The 20,112-nt window shown below is 39.5% G+C and carries 10 protein-coding genes and 2 pseudogenes; 5 read left to right on the top strand and 7 right to left on the bottom strand.

The window, feature by feature from the left end; all coding sequences use genetic code 11:
* Nucleotides 1-283: 283 nt before the first annotated feature.
* The 4 genes from FD723_RS16465 (at nucleotide 284) to FD723_RS16450 (ending at nucleotide 7,008) form a co-directional block, all read left to right on the top strand.
* Nucleotides 284-3,121: a DUF3131 domain-containing protein gene (locus FD723_RS16465; protein WP_179066280.1), complete on the top strand. Its 2,838-nt coding sequence runs from the start codon at nucleotides 284-286 to the stop codon at nucleotides 3,119-3,121.
* Between the two features lie 687 nt (nucleotides 3,122-3,808).
* Nucleotides 3,809-5,815 carry a glycosyltransferase gene (locus FD723_RS16460; RefSeq protein WP_179066279.1) on the top strand — a complete coding sequence of 669 codons (2,007 nt, stop codon included), beginning with the start codon at nucleotides 3,809-3,811 and terminating at the stop codon, nucleotides 5,813-5,815.
* Nucleotides 5,816-5,861: 46 nt separating this feature from the next.
* On the top strand, nucleotides 5,862-6,575 hold the full coding sequence (locus tag FD723_RS16455; protein ID WP_179066278.1) for a PIG-L deacetylase family protein: 714 nt from the start codon (nucleotides 5,862-5,864) through the stop codon (nucleotides 6,573-6,575).
* A gap of 106 nt (nucleotides 6,576-6,681) precedes the next feature.
* Nucleotides 6,682-7,008: an STAS domain-containing protein gene (locus FD723_RS16450; protein WP_179066277.1), complete on the top strand. Its 327-nt coding sequence runs from the start codon at nucleotides 6,682-6,684 to the stop codon at nucleotides 7,006-7,008.
* A gap of 132 nt (nucleotides 7,009-7,140) precedes the next feature.
* On the opposite strand, the gene FD723_RS16445 is transcribed toward FD723_RS16450, so the two are convergent.
* Nucleotides 7,141-8,331, bottom strand: coding sequence for a SpoIIE family protein phosphatase (locus tag FD723_RS16445; protein ID WP_179066276.1), 1,191 nt, complete (start codon nucleotides 8,329-8,331; stop codon nucleotides 7,141-7,143).
* A 150-nt stretch (nucleotides 8,332-8,481) separates the two neighbouring features.
* Between FD723_RS16445 and FD723_RS16440 the strand changes: the two genes are divergently transcribed.
* A complete protein-coding gene (locus tag FD723_RS16440) occupies nucleotides 8,482-8,898 on the top strand; it encodes an anti-sigma regulatory factor (protein ID WP_179066275.1) in 417 nt (138 codons plus the stop codon).
* A gap of 40 nt (nucleotides 8,899-8,938) precedes the next feature.
* Here FD723_RS16440 and FD723_RS44150 read toward each other — a convergent pair.
* The 6 genes and pseudogenes from FD723_RS44150 to FD723_RS16415 form a co-directional block, all read right to left on the bottom strand.
* Nucleotides 8,939-10,216, bottom strand: a pseudogene (locus tag FD723_RS44150) (ATP-binding protein); the annotation flags it as partial.
* 207 nt (nucleotides 10,217-10,423) lie between these two features.
* Nucleotides 10,424-10,915 (bottom strand): annotated as a pseudogene (locus tag FD723_RS44145) (histidine kinase dimerization/phospho-acceptor domain-containing protein); the annotation flags it as partial.
* A 457-nt stretch (nucleotides 10,916-11,372) separates the two neighbouring features.
* Nucleotides 11,373-11,897: a Rab family GTPase gene (locus FD723_RS16430; protein ID WP_179066273.1), complete on the bottom strand. Its 525-nt coding sequence runs from the start codon at nucleotides 11,895-11,897 to the stop codon at nucleotides 11,373-11,375.
* A 50-nt stretch (nucleotides 11,898-11,947) separates the two neighbouring features.
* On the bottom strand, nucleotides 11,948-14,134 hold the full coding sequence (locus FD723_RS16425; protein ID WP_179066272.1) for an OmpA family protein: 2,187 nt from the start codon (nucleotides 14,132-14,134) through the stop codon (nucleotides 11,948-11,950).
* A 144-nt stretch (nucleotides 14,135-14,278) separates the two neighbouring features.
* Entirely contained in the window at nucleotides 14,279-14,935 is a 657-nt protein-coding gene (locus FD723_RS16420; RefSeq protein ID WP_179066271.1) for a hypothetical protein, read from the bottom strand.
* Nucleotides 14,936-15,314: 379 nt separating this feature from the next.
* Nucleotides 15,315-20,012, bottom strand: a complete 4,698-nt coding sequence (locus FD723_RS16415) for a GAF domain-containing protein (RefSeq protein WP_179066270.1) — start codon at nucleotides 20,010-20,012, stop codon at nucleotides 15,315-15,317.
* Nucleotides 20,013-20,112: the final 100 nt, after the last annotated feature.

Here is a 20,112-nt window from a genome sequence, read left to right as displayed (position 1 = left end):
CGCTCTCCTAATCAAGCTCTAGCGGTCTAATTATATATACATAATTTTTCTTATAAAATAAAAAAGATACCAGAACTTCTCCGCTTATTTACCCAATTTGTCATAAATATATAAAAAGTTTCTACATAAGTAGGTTGGCGCAAATAAAGCCTTTTGGGGAAGCAAGGCTACTCGACTGAATTGATAGCCATCACGAAAATAATACACCTCATAAATCTCGATTTACGAATATAACTGTATAGACGCGCTATGCGCTCCTAACTCCTAATTCCTTCTTTAAATTATGATATACAAACGCCCTCAACAAAAGCTGTTGAGATGGATTGCATTGTTCCTAGTTGGGACATTTCTGCAATTGTTGTTTTACATCCCGACACCAGTCTTATCCCAAAATTCCAATAGCTGTAGCAATATTACAGCCCCGCTCACACCTGAAGAACAAACTTATGCTCGTGCTGCTTGGCAGTATTTTGTCAAAAATTATCAGCCAGCAACGGGATTTACCAATTCTACTGGGGCTTATCCTTCAGGTACACTGTGGGATATGGGTAACTACCTGATGGCGTTGAATGCTGCACGCTGGTTGAATCTGACTGATCAAGCAGACTTTGATTCCCGCCTCAATAAGTTTTTGACGACTCTCAACACCCTGAAGTTATTTGAAGATGCGCTGCCAAATAAAGTTTATAACGCGGCCACTGCACAGATGGTTGATTATGGTAACAATCCACTAGAGCGGGGTATTGGTTGGTCGGCTTTGGATGTTGGGCGAATTCTGGCTGCTTTTGATGTCATCCGTACCTGTCATCCTCAATATAATGAGTGGCTCAAAGGGATTGTAGCAAAGTGGCAGGTGGCGCGATCGCTCAAAGATGGGGAACTTTTTGGCGCTACTGTTCTCCCTGACAAGAAAACGTTATTGGTGCAAGAAGGACGACTCGGTTACGAAGAATACGGCGCTAGGGGTTATCAACTTTGGGGTTTTTCTGCACCCAAGGCCATTGCTTTAGAACCTTTTAAGTTAGTGGAAATTAATGGTGTCCAAATTCCTGTTGATAGCCGTGACTTTCAAAGCACCAATGCTAATAATTATGTTGTGAGTGAGTCTTATATCCTGGATGGGATTGAATTTGGCTTGCAAGGTGAGTTAGCCAATTTTGCTGCCAGGGTTTTAGATGTCCAAAAACGGCGTTTTGATACCACAGGTCAGTTAACTGCCGTCACAGAAGATAATATCGACCAACCACCTTATTTTCTCTACAACACCGTCTACGCCAACGGTGTCAACTGGGCAACTATTACCGATAGCAATCAACCTTATCCACAGTTTCGCAGTATTAGTACAAAAGCTGCTTTTGGCTGGCATTACCTGTTTCCAGATAATGCCTACGCCCAAAAAGTTTTTGATGCAGTTAAGGATCTCCGTAGTCCTGATGATGGTGGTTACTATGCTGGGATCTATGAAGAATCAAAACAACCCAACAAAGCTTTAACAGGTAATACCAATGGGTTAATTTTGGAGATTTTATACTATAAAGCTAGGGGAAATCACCCTTTAATTGCTTCTGGCTCTGCAAGTAAGCCTAGTGAAAATTCTTCTCCAGCAACGCCCTCAAATCAATCGAATTCTACTGGTAAGCCTAGCGAAAATGCTTCTCCAATTACACCCGCAAATCAACCGAATTCTACTGTTAAGACTCCGATCGCAATTCCTACGGACAATTCTAAACCGACAGAAGTGGCTGTTGCACCGATTCCACCAGTAGATAGTCCATCATCTAACCTGAAATTAGATCGATCGCTGACGGTTATTGAACGGCGTTATGCAGAGGCGGCTTGGCGATACTTTCAAGCCAATTATCACTCCAAGAATGGGCTGATAGACGATCGCAGTGATTTCAAAGGTGCAACCCTCTGGGGATTGGGAAATTATCTCTCAGCCCTCCATGCAGCGCGATCGCTCGATATAATTACCCCCAAGGAATTTGACGGGCGCACTCGCCATCTGTTGGCAGCATTGACAAAGTTACCATTATTTGCTGGAGAATTGCCGAGTCGGAGTTACGATACGCGATCGCTCCAACCAGTAGATTATGGTGGAAATCCAATTCCAGAAGGAAACGGCTGGTCAGCTTTAGATTTAGGTAGAATGCTGGCAGCGCTTTACAACTTAAAAACCTGTCATCCAGAATACACGGCTGCGGTAGATAAAATTGTGCTGGATTGGTCATACTTGCGTGTGGTGCGCGAAGGTATTCTCTCTAGTGCCACCGTCACCAAAGAGCAAGATGGGCGATATCTAACGCGCGTTAACCCAGAAATTCGCTTGGGTTATGAAGAATATGCCGCTCGTGCCTTTCAATTGTGGGGGTTTAATCTTGAGCGTTCTGCTGTTGGTGGTGAATATCAAACTGCCTCAGTGGAAGGGGTGAAAGTTCCAATTCAACGCCATCGCACAGATACTAATTCCAAAGTTAACCAATACACAGTTAGCAATCCTTTTGTACTCTATGCCCTGGAGTTTGGACTAGATCCACAAATGCGATCGCTCTTTGAGCCAATTTTCCAGGCGCAAGCCGAACGTTACCGTCGTACCGGCACCCTCACAGCCTCAGCTACCACCTTGATTGACCATAAACCTTACACTGTCCACAGTACAATTACTGGACAAGGTGAGCCTTGGGCAGCTTTGGGAGATGACGGTAAACCAGTACCAAAGGGGCGATTGGTAAGTACAGCAGTCGCTTTTGCCTATCATGCCCTACTTCCAGAAAATAAGTATAGTCAAGAATTACTCCAAGGGACGACTGACTTATATAATCCATCGGCTGGATTTTATGAGGGTTTCTACGAAACCACCGGCAAAACAGCAATTGGTTTCACTAGCGACACCAACAGTATAATTTTGCAATCCTTGCTATACAGCGTGACAAATCGACAACCCTTAATTCGGCCGACTACCACCATGAACTCTCTTTGGTGGCAAGCTGTTAGCGAGGGAAATTCTGGGCGGGGTCTACCTAGCACTGCCACACCACAAACTAAGTTAATTTCTGATAGTTCTGGAAGTTACTGGGTTTCAGATGGTAAAAATACCCATTTAGTAACTGGCACAAAATAACAGAATTCTTGTAGAGACGTAGCACTGCTACGTCTTTAGGGAACTCCAAGAAATAAATTATCCAATATTGTGGGGTGGGCAAGATGCCATAGGTGTCAACTTAAGCTGGAAATAGCTTATCTATTTGCTTCCATGTCCGCCCGGAAATAAATTTTCGGGCTAATAGCTTAAGTCTACTGAAGTAGACTGGAGATTTTTGGCGATATTTAGTCATCTTCAGATGACTTTAGCTATGAGACGGGAATTTCAATTTCCGGCGGACAAGCGGTTTCGCGTTAAGTTGACACCTATGGCAAGATGCCCACCCCACAATAGTTAATCGCATATTTTTTTATTTGGAAGTCCCCTATCCGCTAACAGAATAAATTCTGACCGAAAAAGCGGATAGCGCAGCATAAAGCCAACGGCATGACAACTCTTAGAGACGCTGTGCGTAGCTTGCTTCCCCGTAGGGGTACGCTTAGAGCGAGTCTGCGGTAGCGAGTATTTTCGAGTCGCATCAAGATTGCTGAATTCTGTTAGCGGATAGCTAAGGTTTAGCCTATTCTGAATTGTGCATTCTTCTTCAAACCTCAATTCAGCAACGCCAAATTTTGGGTTAATCGAGAATAAGTTGTTAGTTACAAATTTAACTAGGGAATACTTGTTTTGAGGGGAGATGCAGATACATTAACTATCGGTACTAAAATGACTTCAGTTTCTATTATTGATAATTCCGCAAACTTTTCTGGTAACAGCCGCTCATTACTCAAAAAAAGAACGCTGTTATTTCGTTATCTAGCAGAAATTAATTTAATTTTTGGCATCTGGTATTTGCAATGGCGCATCACCCACTCCATCAATTTTGATGCCCTCTGGATCTCTATTCCTTTACTGATAGCAGAGATTTATAGCTATTTCGGTGGCGTAATGTTTGTAATTGGCTTATGGCGACCTCTAGTCCGACAAATTAAGTCTCTCGACCAAATGACCCCACCTATACCCAGAGTCGACTGGCCAACAGTGGATGTGTTTGTAACCTGCTACAACGAACCACCAGAAATTGTCGAAGAAACTGCTAAAGCCGCCCTAGCAATGGATTATCCGCCCATAAAGTTACGCGTTTATGTGCTGGACGATGGTAACTCAGCTGATATGCGAACGATGACCGAAAGATTGTGTATTGAGGATTTGCAGTCTGCACAATTACAGAAAGAAGTAGTGCGAATTGATGCAGAACGCTCTTATTTGTTCGAGCGCTTGAAGCAACTGGAAAATCTCACAACTAATGCTCAAGCTGCTGAACAATGGCTGCAAGCATCATCAAAATCAGTAGTTAACGATTCTGCTGCTGGATTTGTGCAAAGTCTGCGTCAGTTAATTCTCTGGCTACCTCCCAAACATCATACTATTAGCGATTCTCCTGCAAAGACGCTACGCGATCGCCTAGTTAGCGAACGCAAAGCCTTACAAGAAGCTATTAGCAAGAAAGAACTAGAACTAGTTGAACTCGCTCGTTTTCGCTACATTGCTCGTCCCAAACCAGCGGGTGTACCCCATCATGCGAAAGCGGGTAATCTCAATTACGCGATTTTTTCGGGAGAAACTTCAGGACAGTTTCTTCTTACCCTAGATGCTGACCATATTCCTAAACCACAATTTCTCAAGCGAGTTCTGCCTTATTTCTACACCTATAATCTTTTCACAGGTAAATACGATCAGAATCAAATTGCTTTTGTTCAGACCCGCCAAGATTTTTACAATATTCCTCCAGGCGATCCTTTTGGACATCGAGCAAATTTATTTTATGGGCCACTTCAACAAGGCAAAGATGGCATGAATGCCGCTTTTTATACAGGCACAAATGCGATTCTGAGGCGGGAAGCACTGATTAGTGTGGGACTACAACATTTTGCTGATGAGTTTGCCAAAGACGAAAAACGTCTGAATGAATTTCAATTAATTGGTGGCGTATCCAGCAACAGTATTACAGAAGATATGAATACAGCGATGCGTCTGCATGGTGCTGGATGGAAATCTATTTATCACAATGAACTTCTAGCAGAAGGTTTAGCACCAGATGACCTGAGTTCTACTCTGAAACAGCGACTACGTTGGGCACAAGGAACTATCCAAGTGCTATTGAGAGAAAATCCGCTCACCAAACCAGGATTAAGTTTTTGGCAAAGGTTGCACTATTTTAAGACGATGTATAGTTATTTCTCTGGTTTTGCAACTTTGGTTTTTATTTCTTGTCCAATTATCTATTTTTTTACGGATATTATTCCAGTTAAAACCTATGGCCCTGACTTTGCCTTACACTTTTTTCCCGCTTTTATTATCAACCGTCTGACTTTTATATCAGCCACTTGGGGCATTCCAGCTAGAGAAGTTTGGCGCTCTGAACAATATGCGATCGCTTTATTCCCCTTATTAATCCAAGCTGTATGGAGTGTATTTACAGGACAAAAACTCAATTTTCAAGTTACACCTAAACAACGGCAATCTGGGATTTATCTCCGGCTGGTTTGGCCACAGTTAGTTGTCTTTATCCTGACCATTCTAGGAATATTATGGAGTCTTTATCAGTTTGCAATTGGTCATCTGAATTATCCTGGCGTTCACTTACTCAATGGTGCATGGGCCATCTATAACTTATTGCTTTTGTCGGCTATTATCCGCGCCTCTGTTTGGCAACCTCCAAAAGAGGCCTAATTAAGAGTGCTGAGTTACTTGCAAATTCAATCTAGAAAAAACAGCTATGAACACTTATTCAGACTTAAACAACTCTAATCAGCGAAATGTCTTAACAATTTATGCTCATGCTGATGATGAAGTTCTACCTGCTGCTGGTACTCTCAGTTTAATGTCTAAAGCAGGGTGGAATGTTCATTGCTTAATTTTGACTGATGGCGGTCTTTCTAGTTCGCCTATTAAAGGTACGCGTCATCAAGAAGCAGATGCAGCGGGTAAAATCATTGGTGCAACTTACGAGTTTCATGCACTTGAAGAGTGCAACTTCTCAACCCAAGCAGTAATAAAAGTGACTGAAGAAGCTCTGGGACGTTGGCAACCCGATTTGATTATTACCCACGCACCACAACCAGAAAAATATGGACATAGAGATCATGAAGTATGTGCGATCGCAGTTTCTAATGTTGCTACCCGCAAAAACATACCTCTATGGTATTCAGCACCGCCTGTTTTCTTACGTGGTTTTGAACCAAACTTTTTTGTAGATATCACCTCTGTAATTGAAGAAAAAGTTGCCGCTATTGGTTGTTATGAATCAGAGTTAAATAAAGCATTTATGCAGCTTGATGCCATACTGGTTTTATCTCGCTTTTGGGCACGAGAGTTAGGTCAAAAAGATGGCTATTTTGAAGCTTTTGAAATTTCTCGGCAATGGGTTGATGCTAGCTTTTTTACTGCCATAGCAAATAATAGCAATCAGCAAGTAGTAAAACAGAGCTAAATGCATAAGTAACACAAAAGCATTGCTCTATCTATTGCGGTTTTCATGATATCAATGCCAAAATATAAATACATAGTTTTCAAAACAAAAAACAGGAAATAAAATCATGAGTTTGAGTGTAAAAATACTAGAATTGTCTGGAATTTTAGATGGTATTAGAGGGAATGAATTACGTCGTGAAGTTAGCGATATTCTGCTAGCCGGAGCCGATGTTTTGTTGATTGATATGAAAGAAGTGAAGTTTATTGATAGCTCTGGTTTAGGTTCTTTGGTATCAGCAATGCAAATGGTACGTTCTGCTAATGGCAAACTGTTTGTTTGTTCGGTTAGTGATCAAGTCAGAATGTTGTTTGAACTCACTAAAATGGATAGAATTTTTCAAACCTTTGCTGATCAAGATGACTTCAATCGCCAAGTATTGGCAATACAGTAAGCTGCTAGACAATACCAAATTTCAAGCTGTATACAGCATATTTTAGGTAAATGAGGTACAAAATTTAATCAAAAAGTCATATATAAAGAGACTTTCAACCCTGTTCCCTATTCACTGCTGTATTTGACTATACTAACCAAAATTAACTTTTACTAAAGATAAATCATCATCAAGATTATCTTGAGCATTTAATGTGAGAATGTTCGCTAATAGTTGATTAAGATTACAAGTATCTTTTTGACTATATTTGGTTAGTAAGTCAATGAAAGCATCAATACCCCAAATTTTACCATCTGACTGATTAATTTCATAAGCACCATCACTAAAGATGTATAAAGTGCTGTTTATTTCAACCTCAAAAGCAGCATCCTCAAATTGAACTTCAGGTAAAAAGCCAATTGGTAAATCTAAAGAACTTAGCTGTTTAACTTCAATGCTGTTCGTAGAGGTATTAGATAACAATAAAGCCGGTGGATGTCCGGCGTTGGCATAAATGAGTTGACGTTTTAGGCGGTGATAAACTCCATACCAGATTGTGAAGTATTTATCACCGTGCTTTCTCATTTGGAAGGCATGATTGAGCGCTTTCAAAACTTCACTTGGTTGACAAAAATTAGTGTTAGGTAGAGATTGCGATCGCAAAACATTCAGGACTGATACAGATAGGAGGGCTGAACCCACCCCATGACCTGATACATCTAACAAATAAATTGCCAAATGATCCTCGTCAATCCAATGATGGTCGAAGCAATCACCCCCTAGCTGTGCTGAGGGAATAAACAAATTGTCTGTAGTTATTGCTCCTACAAGTGGTGAAGGTAAAAGCGAGCGCACATAATCAGCAGCCTCAGACAATTCTGCTTCCAAAATTTGCTTTTGAGTTTGCAAATCCTGATTTAATGTTTCCAAAACTTGCTTTTGACTTTGTAAATCCTGATTTAGCTGATGTAACCTTAATCCTGCTCTTACCCGTGCTTTCAATTCATTCATCTCTATTGGTTTAGAGATAAACTCATCTGCTCCAGCATCAAGTCCCCTAACTCTATCTTCTTCTTCTCCTCGAGCTGCTCCTCTAGCCGTCAATAGAATAAAAAAAGTAGTTGCTAACTCTGGATCTGTTCTAATTCGACGACACACTTCTAGCCCATCTACCTGAGACATCATCCAATCACAGATAATTAAAGCAGGATGCAGCCTTTGTGCTTGTATAATTCCTTCTTCGCCATTGCTGGCTACAGTAGTATCATAACCCTGTCTTTGGAGTGTGCTTTTCAGTACTGCTCGCACTGTCGGGTCATCATCAATAACTAGAATTTTAAACATAGATTACACTTTATGAAGTAAAAATATCGATAATATAGTTGCTTTAATTCAAGTTATATGAAATTCCGATTTTAATGTATAGTAAAATTACTCAAATTAAAAAATTAATTAACGAATATGATGATTTTAAAATATTTTATTAGTTAAGAAGTGAATAAGAAAATTTATCTCCAAGTCAACACAGACCTTCAAGCTTCACCTCAAGTTTTATCTTGGTTTGAGCAAATTAATCAACCACCTATTGTTGATAAACAAATTTGGTGGCAATGTCAAACGCTGATGATAGAAGGCTTTACTAACATTGTTGAACATGCCCACAAAAATTTACCTATTGAAACTCCCATTGAGATAGAAGCTGTGCGGTTAGATGAATACATAGAAATTCGGATCTGGTCTCAAGGCGAACCCTTCGATTTAGAAGAGCAATTGCGTCAAACATCTGAATTTGAAGAGAATGAGCAAGAGCGTGGGCGGGGTTTAAAAATCATGTCCGCCATTGCCGACAAGTTGAGTTATGAACCGACAGAAGATAATCGTTACTGTTTATTTATTAGTAAATGTTATTAAAGAAGAATTCAAGAGTCAGAATCAAAATTCTGGCTCCTGATTACTGAATTCTTTTCTTTGTTGTTAAAAATTCTTGGATACGTTTAATAAATTCTTCTAACTCTACGATTAAGTCAGTTGTACCTCGACGCTCTTGGTCGTAAGCTAGTTGTTCTATTTTTTCTGCTGCTAGACGCATGGTTGTAACTCCCATATTGGCACTGGAACCTTTAATTTGATGGGTTTGGAGCGCTATTTGCTCAAAGTCATGAGTTGCGATCGCTATTTTAATTAACTCTAGACGAGGTTGAATATCTTCAACAAATATTTGCAGTAGTTCTAATTCAAATTCTGGGTTGTTTTCAGAAAGTTGATGCAAGTGTTCCCAATCAATTGGGAGGTCAACTAAATCTATATTTGTTGTAGAAAGTGTCTGCTCTGTGGCATTTATTTCTTTTGCTCTGAATATGATATTTTTCCAACGCTCAAGCGTCGCCGCCAAATCTTCTTTCATCACCGGCTTACTCAAATAGTCATCCATGCCGGCATCTAGACACATTTGTTTGTCTTGTTTCATGGCATTAGCTGTCATCGCAATTACTACCGGACGACGACCACTAGCAAAGCTGCTTTCTTGCCAACCATGAATTTGTTTTGTAGTTTCCAAACCGTCGAGAATCGGCATTTGGCAATCCATCAAAATCAAATCGTAAGGAACTTTTTCTAATAGCTGCAATGCTTCCTTCCCATTATTAGCGACATCAGCACTGTAGCCGAGGCTTTGGAGTTGTTTCAAGGCTATTTTCTGATTTACCAAATTATCTTCAGTTAAAAGAATTCTTAATTTATGGAATTCAGGAGACGGGGAAGAAGAATCGGGGACGCTGAATAACTCTTGACTCTTGAGGGCCAGTTGCTTCATTTGGGGAGACTCGATCGCTAAGAAGACTGTATTGGCTGTTGCTGACTCCTCTGGAACAATAGAAGCGGCAATTGTAAAGTAAAATGTGCTACCTACACCAAGCTCACTTTCAACCCAAATTCTGCCACCCATTAACTCGCACAGTTGCTTGCAGATGGAAAGACCTAACCCAGTACCGCCATACTGTCGATTAATAGAGGAATTAACTTGACTAAAAGCTTTAAATAAACGCTCCAGGCGATCGCGTGGAATTCCAATACCTGTATCTTTAACACTAAACTGAATTTCATCAGTATTGGGAGCAGAATGATTAATATTGCTATTCTTGCGGATTATAACTGAAATTTCTATGCTTCCAGTTTCGGTGAATTTAATCGCATTACTGATTAAATTAATCAAGACTTGGCGCAGTCTGGTGATATCTCCCACAATCGTAGTAGGAATTTCAGGAGTATCTAAAAATGTGAGTTTTAAACCTTTTTCTCTAGCTGTTGGCCCAAGCATATAAAGAGCCTCATGAATGCAATTTCGCAAACCAAAAGGTTCTTCTTCCAGTTCCAAGTGACCTGATTGGATTTTAGAGAAATCAAGAAAATCGTTAATAATTTTGAGTAAGGAATTTCCACTTGTGTAAATGGTTTCAACAAAATCTTTCTGTTCGGCAGTCAATTCAGTATATAGCAACAAACTAGCCATACCACTTACCGATGCGATCGGAGTCCGAACTTCATGGCTAATCATCGCTAAGAATTCCTGTTTAGCAAGTTCTGCCTGTTTTCGTTCAGTCATGTCTCGCAAAATGTAAACATAACCTTGAAAATGTTCAATTTCTGTCTTAACTATTGAAGATGAGAAAGCTACAGGAATTGTTTTACCACTTTTAGTATAGCAAACGGTTTCTACCTCTTTTACTAAAGTATTTATGTCTTGACCATGAGATATATCAATACATTCTATATCTGCAACTATCAGTGGATAGTTATTGACTTCTTTTATAACTTTTGTGATAGATTGTCCGATTAGTTCTACTTCGTTGTATTGTAATAAAATTTGTGCAGCATAATTGATTTTTTTTATCTCCCCTGATAATGTGGTCACTAACAAAGCGTCTGCCATTGATGTCACAATTTGGTCAATATATTGTTTAGAAGCCTTTAAGTTACGTAGTAAAAGATTTGCTTCGTTTGCACCTTGAAACAAAGATTGCTCAAGAACCATCCGTTCGGTTGCATCTTCGACAACAATAATGATTGTATTCCTAGAATGGTCTTCTTGGAGATTATTAGTAATCCGAATATCAATATACAAGGGAGAGCCTGAATCTTGCGATCGCATAATTCCCTTTAATTTAAAATCATCTTGCTCTCTCTGTCGAATTGCATCGAAAATATCTTCAATTCCCTCTAATTCAGGAAACACAATCCTAACATCCTGACCAAACTTCAATTCATTAGGAATATCAGCAAAATGATTTACTCCCAAAGACATTTCTAAAATCTTCAAGTTTTCATCAATTATTAAATATTCAATACCACATACAGATAATAGTTTTGTCAACAATGAGTTCATCTTACTAAATTAGCCGATTGGCTAAAGATTGAAATATTTTATCAACATTATTACCAGTTTTAGCTGAAGTTATGTATGTGTCTAATATATTAGCTTGATCGGTGAATTGATACATTTGATGAATTTTCTCTAAATATTCGGCTGCAATCATATCTGATTTATTCAGCGCAACAACAATATAGCTTGTGGGGTTAACAGCTAAAAAAGTGTGAATATGCTCCTGGATATGATTGAGTGTTTCTGGTTGTGTCACATCACCAACTATTACAGCACCTTTGGAACCTTGAAAATAATTTTTAGCAACTTCTTTAAATTTATTGCTGCCTTCAATATCCCAAATTATTAGCTGTAAATTTTGTCCACTAAGTAGGTCTTTTTCGGAGGAACTAACCAATTTACGAGATATTTTTACTCCTACAGTTGAAAGGTATTCGTCACTAAATTTAGACTCCACAAATTGGCGAATTAGACTAGTTTTACCAACACCAAAATCACCAAATAAACATATTTTTTTAGAGATTGTAGACATAGTTGGGGAAAAGTAGGGAATATTTTATCCAAATCATAGCTAATATAAATTTAAAATTGCTTGTTTATCGGTTCTAGAACGACACAGCGGCTTAACCACAAAGGATGAGTTACATCAATTCCTGGTGGTAAATTTGTCCTACCAATGACTTGTAAACGAGATGGCTCGATACCTAATTTAATTAGTGCTTGTTGTACAGCTTTTGCTCGCGCCAGCGCCAATTTTTGAGATTTGTTCACGCTAGTATGGTCATAACTATAACCTATGATTTTTAAATGTTTATTTGGATGCTGATTTAGAAAAAACTTGACCTGTTGAACCTTATGCTGTATATCCGTTTTCATTAAACTCGCTGAGTCGGGTTGAAAGTAAAACCGAATTTCAATCTGTGGGGGTTGCACTTGCACTGCGCTAGATACAGATTTTACACCGGGAATTTGTGCAAATGCATTAGCAATAATTTGAGCATCTGCAATTCGGTTGACAGTTCCTTCAACAGCTACTTTACCAGCGATGTATTGAGCGGAAATAGCTATATCGTCAGTCTGGTTTAAAACTGCTGTGACTCGTTTAACTTCAGCAGCCGCTAATACTGGATCTGCTGGTACTTCTACTAATGAAATTTTATTGTCAATCAACCAATTTGGAGAAGTTATTTTGACAATTTGCTCGGCTTTCTGGCGAAGAGGTTGATTAGGTAATCGTCCTGTTAATTTTAATTTATTGTGTTCTATTTGTACATTAAGCCGATATACAGCTAGTTCGGGAACAGAAGTTAGAGCCAACGAAGTTTGATTTTCAATGGAATGTATAACTCCACTACGATATTGCCAAATTCCCCAAGGAATGAGAATACTGCTGATAACTGTTAAGATTAATATCTGTAGCGGTGATATTTTTGCTTTCTTTTTATCCTCAATACCTGTATTCTTCAGTTCTTCTAGAAGTGTATGAACTTTAATAGGGATTAAATCTGGATCGCCATCAAATTTTTCAATTAAATTACCATATTTTCTAACAATTGTGCTGAAGACTTGCCGCATTTTTTCAATAAAGTTTTTGCTTGGTTCTCCTTGTACAACGATGGCTAAATAACAGTATCCTGCAACTTCTAAAATTATTTTGGATGTCCCATATTCAATTGCATCTAATTCGGTTATGCTTCCAGATTGATTAATGCAATCATTGGCGAAGCTGCGGATTGCTGTCAGCATTCCTGCTACCATTTCAGCCTCTAGCTGCTCTACATCGGAGTGCTGAATATCTGAGATAATTAAACCAGATGCTTTATGAATTAAGAAAATGGCTTGAATTTTAAATGGTAGAGCTTCTTTAAGAATTAATTCTGCTTCCGAAACTCCCTGTAATTTGGCACGAATTTTACGTTTGATGCCTTCAATGCTGAGGGTTTCTTCAACTTGTCGGTTAATGGCACGGATTGTCTCTGCCATATATTTGGCGATGGTACTACCAATAATTGGGTAGAGTGCATCCACCACAATATTCTGCTCAATTTCAATTTGCTTTTTTATCGCTCGTCCCATCGCTGGAGCGATCGCATCTGAAACTTCTTCTGGAGCTATAATAATCTGTTGGGAAATAGCGAGAGGAATTACAGGTGCGATCGCTGTACTCATACTAAGTTTATCCTGTTCCGTGCGACTGCGGATAGTCTGATCGATAATCGGAGCAATTATCTGGACAATTTCTTCTCGCGAGTCTGTAATCGTCAGCCTTAAAAGCTCAGAAATCCACGGTAGTAGTAGATTTACTAGCTCTTTAGGGTCATAAATTTGATGCTCAATTTTTGTTAATTTTTGTTCGATTTTCGCTGAAATATTGTTTATTTCTGATAGTTCATATCCGACTAATATATCGCGTAATTTTTGCAATGCATCCTCTGAGTTATCTAACTTTTTCTCAAATTCTGCAAATATTTCAATAGATTCTTCTTGAGTAGTTTGTGAGTAATTGGATATATCTTGAGGAAAATTAAAATCCGACTCTAAATAAGCTTCACATACTTCTAATGTCACTGGAGGAAGTTGTAGTAATTCAATTTCTTCTGGAATATACTCATCACTCTTATCAGTTTCCGATGGTAATAAAGAAAAAGATTGCTCAGGTGATTCAATAATTTTGAGTTCGATTAGCAAATGCAGCAAATTATCAAGCTGCACAACATTTTCTGGCTCCAACTCAACAGATTGAGAAATCGAATTTTCCACCTGAGTCATCCTTTTAAGAGTGCTGAGTTATTCTTGCCTTCTGACTTACAGTCGATTTCAAGTTGATGAAGTACACAAGCTAAATCTCAAAGTCAGATACAAAGCGTGTTTTACTTCTGAATTCTGAATTCTGACTCTTGAATTCTGCTGTAATTACGAATGTAATTCTGCCGTACTGTTAGAGTGAGTTAACACTTTTGACAACTTTGTAGTTTCTAGAAGTGGTACAGCAGTATATTCATCGTTGTGTTCATCGGCTGCTTCCCGCAATTTGGGAATAAATTCAGTTTCTTTCAGACGCATTCCCAAGGCAAACAAAGTTTCAGCCATATCGTCTTTAGAAACTTTAGTGTCTGTCAACTGCGAAAAGCGTCGATCTATTTCTTCTAAAATTAAATCCCGTAATGCTGTGACATCATCTTGTAAGTGGACTTTAGTTTGAAAGATTTCATCTCGAATGGAGGTAGTTTGGCTATCTAAGGTTTCATCAAGCGACTGAACACTGCTAGAGAACTTTTTATTAAGTCTATCAACCTGTTGCCGTAAGTCAAGAGTTTCTTCTTGAGTTGCTAGGTTGAGTGATTTCAGTTTTTTATCTAGCGACTCAAACCCCGCTTTTAGTTCAGCCGAAAAGTTGGACTTGAGTTGATCGACATGCGATCGCGTCTGTTGTTGCAGGAGAGATATATCTGACTCTAGCTTGCTAAACCGATTTTCGTAATCTCTTAGCTGTGTTCCAAGAATAATATCGCGGATCTGATCGATATTGCCAAGCCTTTCTCGTACATCGTCTCTACTCATCTGACTCATTAGGAAAACCTCGCTTTTCGGGAATCAATTGGGAATAGATGGTGATGCATTTAACTGACATTTAGGCTAAAAATTCTTAGCTTATGATGTAGCTAACTCATCGAACATACTTTTAGTACATTAAAGTTATTATTCCCAATTGTTCACAAGTTATATCTCAATCCGGTTTATTTAAGGTCTACTGGCAACAATTTTGGGTTTTTGAGGGTTTAGAGACGCGATAAATCGCCGTCAAGACAAGTGTTTTGTTGCTCATTATGAACTGTATGGAGTTATATGTGGAAAATATAAAATGAGTAATGTGAAATGGAACACAAGTATCTTTACTGCTTACTCAGAAAAAATCGTTAATGTTTATTTATTAATAAATATTATTATTTCATGTTTTGGCGTTACTGTCTTTACCGTTCAAAAATTTTTGGATGCGTTTAACAAAGTCTTCTAACTCTAAGATTAAGTTACTAGTACCTCGACGCTCTTGGTTATAAGCTAGTTGTTCTAATTTTTCTGCTGCTAGATGCATGGTTGTAACTCCCATATTGGCACTAGCACCTTTAATTTGATGGGTTTCTTGTGCTATTTGTTCAAAGTTATGACTTGCGATCGCTATTTTAATTAACTCTAGACGAGGTTGAATATCTTCAACAAATATTTGCAGTAGTTCTAATTCAAATTCTGGATTATTTTCTGAGAGTTGATGTAAGCGTTCCCAGTCAATTGGGAGGTTAACTGAATCGACATCTGTTGTAGAAACCGTTTGCTCTGTGACAGCTGTTTCTTTTACCATGAGTATCAGACTTCCCCAACGCTGTAGCGCCGCAGCCAATTTTTCTTTCATTACTGGCTTGCTCAGATAGTCGTCCATGCCGGCATCTAGACACATTTGCTGGTCTTCTTTCATGGCATTAGCTGTCATCGCAATTACTACAGGACGGCGACCACTGACGAAGCTGCTTTCTTGCCAACGATGAATTTCTTTTGTCGTTTCTAAACCGTCAAGAACTGGCATTTGACAATCCATCAGAATTAAATCGTAGGGAATTTGTTCTAATAACTGCAAAACTTCTTTACCATTGCCAGCAACATCAGCACTATAACCAAGGCTTTGGAGTTGCTTCAAAGCAACTTTCTGATTCACCAAATTATCTTCGGCTAAGAGAATTCTTAATTTATGAGAATTAGCAGCCAGGAGTCCGGGGTTAGGAGAATGATAGGTACTCTTGTTCTCAGAATTTTTCAGTTTGAAATCCTGAATTCTGCCTTCTACCTCCTTTTCTTCTAGCTGCCTTCCTAAGATAGTCATGATGGTATCAAGAAGTCGGGATGGCTTAACAGGTTTGACTAAATAAGCCGCAAATCCGATTTTTAGCGATCGCTGGATTTCATCGCGTTGATTAGTAGAGGTAAGCATAATCAAAGGTAGACCAGCGATCGCAGAATTTGCCTTAATTTGTTCTCCTAAAGTCATGCCATCTATTTCTGGCATCTGCATATCAATCACAGCGATGTCATAGGGATTTTTTTGCTTGGCAGCCTCCTGAATAGCTTTAAGAGCAGTAGTAGCCAAAGCTGCCTGATCTACCAGCATCCCCCAACGGGTAGCTTGATGGTGAATGATTTTACGATTAGTAGCATTATCATCCACTACTAATAAGCGCCGATTGAGCAAAAGTTGGGGATCGCTTTCTGAAGAAATAGGATAAAGTTGCTTGGCGAGAGTTACTTCAAACCAAAATTTAGATCCTTTCCCGAAGCGACTTTCTACGCCCATTTCTCCTCCCATCAAGCTTACCAGTTGCTTGCAAATGGCTAATCCCAAACCTGTGCCGCCATATTTACGGGTGGTGGAAGCATCTACTTGAGTAAATGGCTTAAAGAGTTTGCATTGGTCTTCAGAGGTAATGCCAAGACCTGTATCTATGACGGCAAAATAAATGGTAGCTGTAGTAGAGGTTTGCGATCGCAATTCTGCTCGTAATACTACCTCTCCGTCGCTGGTAAACTTGATCGCATTGCTGATTAGATTCATCAGAATTTGCCGCAGGCGGCCAGCATCGCCTTGGAGGTGGTTGGGGACGTTGGGATAAATTAACGCTGCAATTTCTAAGCCTTTGTTATGGGCCGGGGGAGCCAATAATTCCAACACCTCTTCTACACAGGTAGATAAGTCAAAATCTAGAGTTTCTAGCATCATCTCCCCAGCCTCAAGTTTGGAAAGATCCAAAATTTCGTTGATTAGGCTTAAGAGAGCGTCGCCACTAATGCGAATTGTTTCGATAAAATCCCGTTGCTCTGAGTTTAAGGGAGTTTCTAACATTAAGCCTGTCATCCCCAACACAGCATTCATCGGAGTTCGAATTTCGTGGCTCATATTGGCCAAAAAGGCACTTTTGGTTTGAGAAGCTAATTCAGCTTGTTGACGGGCAATTTCCAGTTCTCGGCGCTGTTGAGTTTCTGCATTTAACATTTGGGCTTGGGCTAAAGCAATACCTACTTGGTCAGCAATTTGCCGTAAAAGATGAGTTTCAAAGCTAGACCAGTGGCGGGTACTACCACACTGATGGACAATCAGTAAACCGCAGAGTTCTTCTTTGACAAGCAGGGGTACGACTAAATTAGACTTGACTCCAAATTGTTGGAGTAATTCGATGTGGTTTTTTTGGACTTCAACTATATCTAAGTCAGCAAGCCCCAGATTCCGTTTTTGACGGTACTGCTGTAGATAGTATTGTTGTATGTATTCGGCTTCAAAGTAAGTATCGGTGAACTTTTTCTCTTTGATTGCCAGCCAGCCAGAAACTACTGCCTCAACGACAGTGGTTCCAGATCCATCTGCCAAAGGTTGATAAATTAAAACGCGATCGCTATGGAGAATTTTTTGGACTTCAGTGACAGTGATTTGGAGAATTTCTTTGATTTGCAAAGACTGACGAATCTTGAGGGTGATTTCAGTAAATAGTTGCGATCGCAAGTTTTGGCGTTGCAGTTCTTCTTCTGCCTGCTTGCGCTCGATAAACTGCCCTACTTGCTCACCAATCGAATTCATCACTTTTGCCAAATTTGGATCAGCTTGCTGGATCTCATGGCTAAAGCAGGTAATGACACCAATGATTTTTTTACCGCTACGGATCGGAAACCCAAAAGCTCCATGCAGTTCTGCTTGGACAGCGATTTGAGAGCGGATGAAATTCTGATCTTTAGCAACATCAGCAATCCATACAGGTTCAACACTAGCCCAGACACGACCAGGCAGACCAATTCCTGGGGTAAATGTGGTCTGCCGACTGAGGATGTCAAATTCTTGCATTTGCAGCGAAATTTCATACCATGAATTTGACAGGGACAGTAGATTTGCTTGCTGATCTACCATCCAAAATTCACTTAAATCCCATCCCAAACTTTCGCAGATTCCTTGCAGAATTTGGGGCATAGCTTCGTTGATTGTTGTTGACTCTGCTAAGACGCGGGTTGTAGCATACTCTGCCTTTAGATGCTGTTCAGTTCGTTTGCGTAAGCGCAGTTCCTCGGAGACATCGCTGATATCAATCCCTGTGGCAACAACATATTCAACATCGCCCTCATAGTCTCGTAAGGTAGTATTAGCCCAAGAAATCAGCCGCCGACTACCATCTTTCGTTACCCAATAGTTTTCGTATTTTTTAGGGACTTCACTAGTTCGTAACTCCTCAAAAACTGCTTTCACCGGCTCTATTTGTTCAGGAATGAGAAACAGATTCCAGAAATGTCTTCCTTTGACTTCATCAAATGAATAACCAGTGGTTTGTTCACAAGCTTGATTGAAGCGAACAATTTGCCCTTGAGAGTCAAGAACTATAACCAAAGCGCTGGTTGTATCCAGAACTGCTGATATAAAGTTGCGTTCTTTTTTCAGTGTTTCCTCTGTTAATTTCCGCTCTTTTCCCTCACGATAGATAAAGTAGTAGACTGTAGCCAAAATCAGAAAACTTAGGCTAATTGCGATCGCCTGCATCAAAAGAGTATTACGGGCACTATGTTTGGTGATTTTTAACTGCTGCTGAAGTTCTTCTGTCTCTTTCTTTTCCATCTCGCGAATGATATTGCGGATATCACTCATTAAGTTATTTCCCTGATTTGTATTTATTACCTCCAATGCAGCATCTAATCCTAAATTCTGGCGTAAGTCGATAGTCTTTTTCAGTTCGTTCAGTTTTATTGCAATTAAAGGTTCAAGGGTATTGAGTTGACTCAGTTGCTTAGAATCATCTGCTGTTAATTTTCTTAGCTCCTTAATTTCAGGAGCAAGTTTGGCAATTGCTGTCTGATATGGTTTTAGATACGCATCCTGTTTAGTGAGTATGTAACCGCGTTGTCCCGTTTCCGCATCCTTGATGTTAGAGAGTAGTTCTTGCAAGTTGTTGATTGTCAATTGGGTGTTGTTCAACTTTTTACTAGTATGAATTAACACTTGCGTACTTTGATACGAAATCGTGCCAATCAAGACTAAAATTGCCAATGCCAATCCAAAACCGGCGGCAACCTTTTTTAAAAATTCTTTGCGTGTCTTCTGTGCCTGTTTGCGGGCATCACTTGCCAATACCAAACTTGCTAAACTACGCCGCATTTCTAGTTGCTTGATTACCTGGCGGCCTAAAATTCGTAGTGCTTCAATTTGTTCTGAAGACAGGTTTCTTGGTACATGGTCAACTACACAAAGGGTTCCTAGCGCATATCCTTCGGGGTTAGTTAGGGGTACACCAGCATAAAACCGAACATTTGGATCGGAGGTAACTAACGGATTTGTCGCAAATCTTTCATCTTCTGTTGCATTAGGCACAACAAAAATTTCAGGCTGCATAATAGCATGGGCGCAGAATGCCACATCTCTGGGTGTTTCTAGAGCATCTAAACCAACCTTTGACTTGAACCACTGACGATTAGTATCAATTAGACTGATTAAAGCAATGGGAGTCCCACAAATATATGAGGCTAAACGGGTAAGGTCGTCAAAGGCAGCTTCCGTTGGAGTATCGAGAATCTTATACTGCAAAAGAGATTCGATTCGCTGTGTTTCATTATCAGGTAATGGTGCTTTCATTCTTCAGCCTTATACCATTTTGGATTTTAAAAAACAGAATTCAGAATTCAGAATCCAGGAGTCAAAATTAAGAAGACTTTGATAGTCAAAGTTTATAATT

The sequence above is a fragment of the Nostoc sp. C052 genome (assembly GCF_013393905.1).
Taxonomy (GTDB): domain Bacteria; phylum Cyanobacteriota; class Cyanobacteriia; order Cyanobacteriales; family Nostocaceae; genus Nostoc.
This window is presented reverse-complemented; position numbering and strand designations above follow the sequence as displayed.